The organism is bacterium (assembly GCA_041648665.1).
GTDB lineage: Bacteria > UBA10199 > UBA10199 > 2-02-FULL-44-16 > JAAZCA01 > JAFGMW01.
On the sequence record JBAZOP010000150.1, the window covers coordinates 1 to 4,903 of the forward strand.

The 4,903-nt window shown below is 56.5% G+C and carries 3 protein-coding genes; 2 read left to right on the forward strand and 1 reads right to left on the reverse strand.

Going from position 1 to position 4,903, the window contains the following annotated elements; all coding sequences use genetic code 11:
- Window positions 1-1,630: hypothetical protein (locus WC683_19580; GenBank protein ID MFA4974808.1), on the forward strand; the 1,630-nt coding region annotated here is incomplete at its 5' end.
- 25 nt (window positions 1,631-1,655) lie between these two features.
- On the opposite strand, the gene WC683_19585 is transcribed toward WC683_19580, so the two are convergent.
- Window positions 1,656-3,428, reverse strand: a complete 1,773-nt coding sequence (locus tag WC683_19585; protein MFA4974809.1) for a sodium:solute symporter family protein — start codon at window positions 3,426-3,428, stop codon at window positions 1,656-1,658.
- A 473-nt stretch (window positions 3,429-3,901) separates the two neighbouring features.
- On the opposite strand from WC683_19585, the gene dnaA reads away from it, so the two are divergent.
- Window positions 3,902-4,903: chromosomal replication initiator protein DnaA (gene dnaA / locus WC683_19590; protein MFA4974810.1), on the forward strand; the 1,002-nt coding region annotated here is incomplete at its 3' end.

Genomic DNA, 4,903 nt, shown 5'->3' on the forward strand with positions numbered 1-4,903 from the left:
TTTGATCGAAGCCTCGCAAGATTCGGCGATAGCGGCAGGCTCGCTCAACGGCTTGGGTTCGGTGGTCTCCGGCAGCCTGTCGGCGTTGAGCTCCGAAGCCAGCACCGCAATGTTGGCCCTGGCAGACCCGACCGCGCAGACATACGGCGCGCACCTGGCGCAAACGACCCTGGGCTCCACGCTGAACGCAGCCATCAACACGTACGGCAACGCCGCCTCCTCGATCGTGGACGGAAGCCTCTTCGAAAGGGTGGGCAACGCGGCCAGGGAGATCAGCGGATCGAACGGATGGCAGCTGGGGCTGGATGGATACCAGGCCGCGTCCCTCGGCTACTACGGCGCGAGCAGGGTCTCCCCTTCATTCAGGCGCGCGTTCAACTGGATAGGGCCGGCGTTTGTGCCGGGCGGTCTCCTCTTGGCCGCCAACATAGGCGCCTCTCTTGGCGCAAACCCGGGGTACACCGAGGTCGGCCCGGTAACGTTGCCGCTCAACCTCATGGGCACGGCGGCGGTCGGCGCCGGCTACCAGATCCTGGGGCAAACGCTCATCGGCAATCGCAGCGTACGCGAAATACAGTGGTACAACGTGCTGGGCGCTGCCGGCATCATAAACCTCTACGTCGGGGCCAGCGCGAACTTCGCGCCCCTGCACAAAAGTGAGACCTTCAGCCAGATGGTCGCCGAATCGGTTGGGCGACAGGTCGGCATGTTGCCGATAATTATCACCCACGGCGCGGCCTTGATGGTGAACCCGGGCCGATTCCTGCAGAATAAAGCTGCGAGGCTCCTGGCCTATGATCACGCCGGCAACCTCATCCGCATAGCTTCCGGCCAGTGGGATGGATTCCTGCCGGTCTTGGCCGGCGTCTCCACCGGGTTCCTGGTGACCAACTCGCTGCTCGGCTGCACGTTCAACGATCTGGCCGGCTCAAAACCCGCTGCGCAGAGCTTCAGGACGATGCTCGCAAACGCGAAGGGCGAAGCCGGGCCGGACGTGCTCCGCGCCATGTCTCGCTCGCTCAGGCGCATACCGCCGGCAGCGCCAATCACCAAGATGAGCCTTGATACGCTCACCCTACCGACCAGGGTCTTCATCGGCTCGCTAAGGGGCAAACGTCTGACCAACTATATGCTGCCCGAGGAAAACACATACGCCATGATGCACGACGCGATGATGGCCGACGCAGCGTCGGACGGGCTCAACAAGGCGCAGATGATGACGTTCATCTCTGCAGCCAAGAAGTTCCTGGACAGGCCGGAGGATGCGGACGTGGCTCGCGGCCTCATGATCACGCTCTCGGCCGCAAGGCGCGGGCCGCACGCTAAGGAGATATCGAGCTTCTTTGAAAACAACCGCGACGTACACGCAAGGCTAAGGGTGCCGCGCGAACCTCTCATCCTGCCGAACGACAGGGCCGCGAAGAAGGCGGCCCTCTACCAACTCCTCAAGCATCCGTTCAGGGTCTGCCCTGAAGAGGATGCGGCGCGCGCGCTGCAGCAAGGCTCCACGCTCTATGCCGGCATCGCCCCGCAGCTGAGTCTGGGCCTTGGCATAAACAGCGCGCTGGTATCCACGACGCCGGCCGCCCGCTTTATGCCCGCGACGAACTTGGTCCCAAGAACGATCTGAGAGGATTGTCGTTTGACCTGAAGCTCTATTCGGTTTCAAGCGCCGGCTGCGCAATCGCAGGGACACACTCTCCTTCGCCTTTCGCCTTCTCAGCAGCCAGCAACTCGCGCGCCAACAACGCAGAGAAGAAGATGCACGACGCGGTCAACATAAGAGCCGGAACGGTCTGCAGGAAAACCCACTTACCAATGGCGAACAGCAACGTGTACACGGAGAGGACCCCCCAGAGCCAACAGCGAACATTGCGGTAGAAGTCGTCCGGGCAGGCATAATTCGCAGCGTCCGGCATCTGCACCAGAATTTTTTTCCATAGGAGCGGATATGGCCTCGCCCTCTTGTAGAACTCCACAAGCCTGGAGGTCTCTACCGGTTTCGTGAGGAACGTCACCGTCATCCACGCCACAATCGACACCGGCAATATAATGACGATCTTGTGAGGAAAATCCAAAGATGTCTGCGTCGTCAGCACAATCGACATTATGCCGGAAGCGACCATGGCGGTGACCTCCGACCATGCGTTGACGCGCCACCAGAACCAGCGCGCCGCATAGATCACGCCGAGACCGGCGGTAAACGAGAAGAGGAGCTCCCACATCCCGACGATCGAGTTCATCCCTTTACTGACGAAATACGCAAGCACGAGAATCGTTGCATCGCAAACTTTGGAGGCGCACAAATAATGGCGCTCGGTCTTTCCTTTGGCCATGAATCTCTTGTACAGGTCGTTCACCAGATAGGATGAGCCCCAGTTCATCAGGGTCGATATGGTGGACATGAACGCTGCGAAGAAAGCGGTCACCATCAGGCCCTTGAGGCCCGCCGGCAACACTAGGTTCATCATCATCGGGAAGCCGGCCTCCTTGTCTACGAGGTCCGGGAAGACCACCAACGAGACCAACGCAACCATGATCCAGGGCCAGGGTCTCAGGGCGACGTGTGCGAAATTGAACCAGATGCTCGCGAAGACGGCATGTTTTTCATCCTTCGACGCCATCAGCCTCTGCGCCACGTAGCCGCCGCCCTCAATGTGCGCATCGGACCACCACATTATGCCCAGGTAGACGAAAAGGGTGAAAAAGGGCATCCACATGGAGCCCAGCGGAGGCAATACGGCCAGCATGTCGGCCGTTCCTTGTTCTCCGAATCGCTGCAATAACGCGGTCTCAAGACCGCCGATGCCGCCCACGTGCCGAACGGCAAGCACCGCGAAGACGATCGACCCTCCCATCGCTATAAAAAACTGCAAAAAGTCGGCGATCACCACGCCCCAAAGGCCCGACATGACCGAGTAGACGACCACCACTGCAACGCTGACTATGAGCGATGTCTCCTTGCCTACGGAAAAGAGCGAATCGAGAATTTTCGACATGGCGAGAATTACCCAAGCCAGCTTGATGACGTTGAGAAAGAGCCCCCTGTAGACCGCGGCAAACCCCCTGAGCACAGCCGCTGACTTGCCGGAATAGCGAAGTTCTATAAACTCCACGTCGGTGAGCACGTTGGAACGGCGCCAGAGCCTGGCAAAGAAAAATGCCACCGTCATGGATGAGAGGCAGGTGAGCCACCAAAACCAGTTGCCCGCAATTCCGTTTTTTGCGACGAAACCGGTCACAGCAAGCGGCGTATCGACCGAGAGCGTAGTCGCAACTATCGACGTGCCCGCAAGCCACCATGGAAAATTGCGGCCGGAGAGGAAGTAATCGGAAAGGCTCTTTTTTGCGCGATTCTTATAAAGAAAACCGACAACAAGCATTATAAGCATATACATGGCCAGTATTGTCCAATCCAGGATGTGCATGCAGGCCTCGCTTGATTGTCTTAAAACTCGTCCGCTCCTATCCCAGCGCACATCGATCTGGCAAGCGAAAAATTCGAGCTTCCCTTTTGCTTGTGGGGCTGTGGATAACTACACTTAACATTAAATCCAGGAATGAGACCTAATGCCTGATTTAAAATAATTTTTCTCCGCTCCGTAAACGACAAGCCGTTCCCTTCGCAAAACGAAAAAATTTTTTTGATAATTATTGACCACAAAACCTCCTTGTCTCTTAGCGGGTTGTGGAAAACTCGCAGAAGATATTTTTTTCTGCTTGCACAGGATGCGTTCGCTCAACTAGAGGTGCGCGAGTGACAAATGATCTCAGCAGAGAAAACGCCCATCGGAGATGTCGCCTTCATCGTCGGTTCGAAGTTCACAGAAAAGATAGTTGACGAAAATATGCCGTTCAGAGTTATCCACAGGTGTGGATAACATTGTGAATTTGTCTCCTTATGAACAACATACTCAAACAGCTAAAAGACAAAATACAGAGTAAAATCAGCGACTTAAACTATAACACATGGTTTAAGCCCATCTCCGGCGCAAGCCTGGGTGAAGGCTCGTTTGTCCTCAAGGTCCCAAACAAGTTCATCGCTGATTGGATCAGCGATTATTACAGCGATTTGATCGTGCAAGAGCTCTTCTTGATCACTGATCAGAATTTGAGGCTCTGCTTCGATATCACAGAGGAGCATGAAGCCGCGCCTTTGGGTAAATCCGAACCCGCGACCTATCCGTCTGCGAAAGAGCCTCCCAGGGTTCGATCGGTCGAGAACCTGAACAGCAAGTACTCATTCGACCGTTTCGTCGTCGGCAATTCCAACCAGTTTGCGCACGCTGCATGCAAGGCCGTGGCAGACCTCCCTGGCGGCCATTACAACCCGCTCTACATCTATGGCGGCGTGGGCCTGGGCAAAACCCACCTCATGCACGCTGTGGGCCTCCAAATTGCGAACAGTCAGCCGAATCTCAATATAATATACGTCAGCGCCGAAAAGTTCATGAACGAGCTGATCAACTGTCTGCGCCATGAGCGCATGCATGAATTCCGAAAGAAATACCGCGACAACTGCGACGTGCTCCTCATAGACGATATACAGTTTCTCGGGGGCAAGGAATGCACCCAGGAGGAATTCTTCCATACCTTCAACGCCTTGCATGATTCGCAGCGCCAGATCGTGCTCACAAGCGACAAGCTCCCGAAGAACATCCAGGGGATAGACGAAAGGCTCTGCTCGCGTTTCGAGTGGGGGCTTATTGCCGACATCCAACCCCCCGAACTGGAAACCAGGATCGCGATCCTGAAGAAAAAAGCTGAGAACTCCAACCTCAAGTGCCCGGACGACGTCGCCATGTTTTTGGCGAGCTCCATCAAGAACAACGTGAGGGAGCTTGAGGGCTCCCTGCTCCGCCTCAACGCCTTCGCCTCGCTCACGGGAACACCCGTCACGGTG